A 4,962-nucleotide genomic window follows, 5' to 3' on the forward strand; every position below is an offset into this window, starting at 1 on the left:
ATCTCATAGGCGCTGAAAATGTTTCGGCGAACACCCGCGGCGCTCGATCTCGCAGGCGCTGCAAACCTTTCGGCGTACTGCAAACCTTTCGGCGTACTACAAACCTTCCGTCGTACATCGCCTATCACTCATACCCCCGCACCCCGGCAATATGTCGCCCGGCCACATAACCAAAGGTCAGCGCCGGCCCCAGGTTGATGCCACCCGACGGGTACCACCCACCAAACACGCTGGCCATGTCGGTACCCGCCGCGTACAGCCCGGCAATCGGCTGCCCGGCCTCATCCAGCACCCGCGCACTGCCGTCGGTGCGCAACCCGGCAAAGGTGCCAAAGCAACCCGGTTTCACCTTCACCGCATAGAACGGCCCCTGTTCGATCGGCGCCACGCAAGGGTTGGGGCCTTTGTGCTGCGGGTCACCCTGCTTGCGGTTGAACGGTGTGGAGCCACGGCCAAATGCCGGGTCCTCGCCATGGCGCGCATGGCTGTTGAACACGTTAACCGTGGCCCGCAACCCGGCCGGGTCAATGCCGCAGGCAGTGGCCAACGCTTCCAGCGTGGCGCCGCGTTTCAGGTAGCCGCTGCGCACATGCGGCCACACCGGCAGGGGCGCGGGGCGGGCATGGCCCAGGCCGTAGCGGCGCAGGAAACGATGGTCGCAGACCAGCCACGAACACACTTCCTCATCCTGCGGCACAGCCGCGACCATGGCCGAGACATAGTCGTAGTAACCATGCGCTTCATTGACGAAACGCTTGCCGTTGGCCAGCACGCCGATAATGCCCGGCTTGCCGCGTTCGATGATGTGCGGGAAGTGGCCGACACTGCCATCGCGGTGCGGCACCTGCGAAACCGGCGCCCAGGCCACCGGCGACTCCAGGTCGGTAGCCACCACGCCACCGGCCGACTCACCCAGGCGCAGACCATCGCCCGAGCAGCCCTTGGGGGGCAGGGCGAGGTTGTCGTGGCCGCTGGCATCGCGCGGGAACAGTTGCCGGCGGCGGGCCGTATCGTTGGGGAACCCGCCCGCAGCCAGCACCACGGCCTTGGCCCGGATGCGTTGCTCGCCTTGTGGCGTCGCCACCAGCGCCCCGCGCACCTGGCCGTCCTCGACCAGCAAGCGCTTGGCCGGCGCCGACTCCTGCAGCTGCACCCCCAGGTCTTGCGCAGACTTGGCCAGCCGCGCCACCAGCGCCACGCCGTTGACCAGGTGCATCGCCCGGCCATGGCGGGCCAGGTGGTACAGGTGGCGAGCAAAGCGCTTGCATACGTGCAGCAAGGCTTTGGGCGAGCGGGTCATGTTGAGGAACGCGGCAAGGTCGGCGCCGGCCATGATCGGCATGCCCATGAACGAGGTTTCGCGCAGGGTCTTGCGCAAGCGTGGCAGCAGTGCACCCGCCTCGCGGGCGTCATAGGGGGCGGCAATCACCTGGTGTCCGCCCTGGGCTGCACCAGGGGTATCGCCATGCATGTCCGGGATGCCATTGCCGTCGGCAAACTGCAGCGCCGTATGCCGCTCGAAAAACGCCACCATGTGCGGGCAGGCTTCAAGGAAGGCATCAACGCGCTCGGCGTCATAATTTGCCCCCAATTCATTGCGCAGATAGGTACGCGGTTGCTCGATGCTCTCCTCGATGCCTGCCCGGCGCGCCAGCGGGTTGCGCGGTACCCAGGCCCAGCCACCGGACCATGCCGTGGCGCCGCCGAATACCGGCTCCTTCTCTACCACGATCACCTTCTGCCCATGCCAGGCAGCCGTTACGGCCGCAGCCAGCCCTGCAGCGCCAGAGCCTATGACCAGTACATCGCATTCGGTTTCGAAGGGAGCAGAAGGCATTGCGCAATCCTGTTTGTTATTGGAACAAGGTTCCACATTTTTATCGGTGCAGGATCGATCTGCAAGGGAGGGGCAGGTGAGCCGGTCAAGTAGCGGGCGATAATCGGACACTTCGCCGGGGCCTGGGTGCGGATGCTATCGGCAATGTGGAATCATCTTCTAGAATCCGCAAAAAATATCAGGGACCTGTGTCATGGCTGGTAGTCAGATCGAACGCGCCTTCAGTCTTGTAGAAAGCCTTACCGGTGAGCCTCAGGGCCTGCCGTTGCAAACCCTGGCCGAGCGCCTGGACATCCCTAAAAGTGCGGCCCACCGCATGCTCACCGAACTGGTGCGGCTGGGTTACGTGCGGCAAAACCGTGACAACAGCCGCTACCAGCTGTCGGCCAAGCTGGTGGCGCAGGGTTTTCGTTACCTGGCCAGCAGCGGCGCCGACATCATCCAGCCGATACTCGACCGCCTGGCCCAGGACAGCGGCGAGCTGGTGCGCCTTGGCGTGATCGATGGGGCCCGGCAGACCTGGATCGCCAAGTCCCAGGGCGCGCGCTCCGGGCTGCGTTATGACCCCGACATGGGCCGCGACGCACCCTTGTTCTACACCGCATCAGGGCATGCCTGGCTGGCCAGCCTGGACGATGAACAGGCGCTGCAGATGGTGTTGCGCCAAGGCATCGCCGACCCCACCCGGTTCGGCCCGAACGCGCCACGCTCCACTGATGAGCTGATCGCCTACCTGCACCGCGCCCGCGAGCGTGGGTATGCCTGGGTCGAGGAAACGTCGGCTATCGGCACCTCGGCCCTGGCTGCGGTGGTACGCCGCCCACAAAGTGACGCGGTTATCGGTGTGCTGAGCATCGCCGGGCCAAGCGCACGCCTGGCGCAAAGCCGCCTCGCAGAGCTGGCACCGCTGTTGCTGGCGGCGGCAGAAGAGCTGTCGGCCGCCAGCCGGGCCAGCGAACTGTTTGCCTGAAGGGATATTCCGGTCGATTACCGCACAGTCTGTTGCGCCGCGTCTTCTGAAAAGCTGAACGGGGTTCTACATTGGTGAATGCGAATTGTGGAACAGGGTTTCAGAATTCGCATCACAACAATGACAAGAGGACAGGCTGTTGAACGCACCCCTTCGTATCGCCTTGATCGGCGCTGGCATCATGGGCCGCCAGCATTACCAGCACTTGCGCAATGTGCCCCAGGCTCAGCTGTGCGCTGTGGCCGACCCAGGCCCACAGGCCGAGGGCTTCGCTGGCGAATGCGGCGTGCCGTATTTTGCCGACCACCGGCAGATGCTCGAGCGCGTGCGCCCAGAGGCTGTGATCATTGCCAACCCGAACAACCAGCATGTGACCACCGCGCTGGATTGCGTCGAGGCCGGTGTGCCGGTGCTGGTCGAAAAACCGGTAGGCGTACACCTGGATGAAGTGCGTGCACTGGTGGAGGCCTCACGCCAGCGCAATGTGCCGGTACTGGTCGGCCACCATCGTCGGCACAACCCGCTGATCGCCAAGGCGCATCAGGTGATCAGCGAGGGCAAGCTGGGCCGGCTGATCAATGTCACTGCACTGTGGCAACTGCAAAAGCCCGACAGCTATTTCGAAACCCCCTGGCGCCGTGAGCCGGGGGCCGGTTTCTTGCTGACCAACCTGATCCACGACCTCGACCTGCTGCGCCACCTGTGCGGTGAAGTGGTACAGGTGCAGGCCTTCACCCGCAACGACGTGCGTGGTTTCGCCAACGAAGACAGTGCCGCCGTGCTGTTGCAGTTCGCCAATGGCGCCCTGGGTAGCCTGACCGGCTCCGACGCGGTGGCCGCGCCATGGAGCTGGGAGCTGGACTCCGGTGAAAGCCCGGTCTACCCGCGTCAGGATGGCCAACCGTGTTACCTGCTGGCCGGTACACAGGGGGCCTTGAGCATTCCTCAGCTCAAGCGCTGGCACTACGCCGAAGCCGGTTCGGGCTGGCACACGCCGTTGTTGCAGCACGAAGAAAGCATCCCCGCTGGCGAGGCACTGACCTTGCAGTTGCAGCACTTCATACGGGTTGCCCGTGGTGAGCAGGCGCCGCTGATCGATGCCGCCGACGGCGGCCGCACCCTGGCGCTGATCGAAGCGATTCGCCAGGCCGCCGAAAGCGGCCGCGCCTGCGCGCCGGAACACATTGCCTAGTACGACCTCTTCTTTTTTGGTGACCAACAATGACTGATCGAATTTTCTCCCTCGCGGCCCTGACGGTGCTTGAGCTTTCCCCGCCGGACATGGTCGAGGCAGCCGCCCGCGCCGGTTACAGCCACGTGGGCTTGCGCCTGGTACCGGCTACCGAGCAAGAGCAGCACTTCCCGCTGGTGGCCGATGGCGACCTGCGCCGGCAGACACAGGCGCGTTTGCGCGATACCGGTATCAAGGTGCTCGACCTGGAAATCCTGCGCCTGAAGCCGGAAACCTCTGTCGCGGATTTCGAGCCGATCCTGGCGGTGGGCGCTGAGCTGGGCGGTACTGAACTGCTGGTGGCTGGCAATGACCCGGATGAAGCGCGCCTGACCGAACGTTTTGCTGCCTTGTGCGAGCTGGCTGCGGGGTATGGCATTCACCCGCACCTGGAGTTCATGCCGTGGACCGACGTACGCGACCTGCGCCAGGCCATGCGCGTGGTGGCCAATGCAGGCTGCAGCAATGGCTGCGTGCTGGTGGATGCCTTCCATTTCAACCGCTCCCGCTCTTCGCTGAGCGACCTGGCGCAACTGGCACCGCAGCGCATGCGCTATGCCCAGCTGTGTGACGTTGCCGGCCCGGTGCCGGCCGACATGGACGAAATCTTGCGCCAGGCGCGCAACGAGCGGCGCTTCCCCGGCGAAGGCGATGCCGACCTGATCAGCCTGCTGCGCGCGTTGCCGGCAACCGTCCCGCTGAGCCTGGAAATCCCCACGCGGCAGCTGCTGGAGCAGGGCATCAGTGGCGAGCAGCGTGCGCGGATGGCACTGGAGAAGGCCAAGGCAGTGTTGGCAATGGTCTGACGCTAATACTTGGTTCGCACGTAGTACTGTGGGAACTATCTTGCATATCTCTCCTGGCCAGCACTGGCCCTTGTAGGAGCGGGGGGGGGGGGGGGGGGGGGGGGGGGGGGGGGGGGGG

General features: G+C 65.0%; 4 protein-coding genes. 3 read left to right on the forward strand and 1 reads right to left on the reverse strand.

Features of this window, described 5'->3' with window-relative positions; genetic code table 11:
* Positions 1-124: 124 nt before the first annotated feature.
* Positions 125-1,837 carry an FAD-dependent oxidoreductase gene (locus tag IAE39_RS28895; RefSeq protein WP_201207875.1) on the reverse strand — a complete coding sequence of 571 codons (1,713 nt, stop codon included), beginning with the start codon at positions 1,835-1,837 and terminating at the stop codon, positions 125-127.
* Positions 1,838-2,030: 193 nt separating this feature from the next.
* Between IAE39_RS28895 and IAE39_RS28900 the strand changes: the two genes are divergently transcribed.
* The 3 genes from IAE39_RS28900 to IAE39_RS28910 all read left to right on the forward strand — a co-directional run bounded on the left by IAE39_RS28900 (position 2,031) and on the right by IAE39_RS28910 (position 4,844).
* Positions 2,031-2,807 (forward strand): IclR family transcriptional regulator, encoded by a 777-nt coding sequence (locus IAE39_RS28900; protein WP_201207876.1) that lies wholly within the window; start codon positions 2,031-2,033, stop codon positions 2,805-2,807.
* 139 nt (positions 2,808-2,946) lie between these two features.
* Entirely contained in the window at positions 2,947-3,999 is a 1,053-nt protein-coding gene (locus IAE39_RS28905) for a Gfo/Idh/MocA family protein (RefSeq protein ID WP_201207877.1), read from the forward strand.
* Positions 4,000-4,028: 29 nt separating this feature from the next.
* Positions 4,029-4,844: a sugar phosphate isomerase/epimerase family protein gene (locus IAE39_RS28910; protein ID WP_201207878.1), complete on the forward strand. Its 816-nt coding sequence runs from the start codon at positions 4,029-4,031 to the stop codon at positions 4,842-4,844.
* The last annotated feature ends 118 nt before the right edge of the window (positions 4,845-4,962 follow it).

Source organism: Pseudomonas sp. S37, assembly GCF_016658545.1.
Taxonomy (GTDB): Bacteria; Pseudomonadota; Gammaproteobacteria; order Pseudomonadales; family Pseudomonadaceae; genus Aquipseudomonas.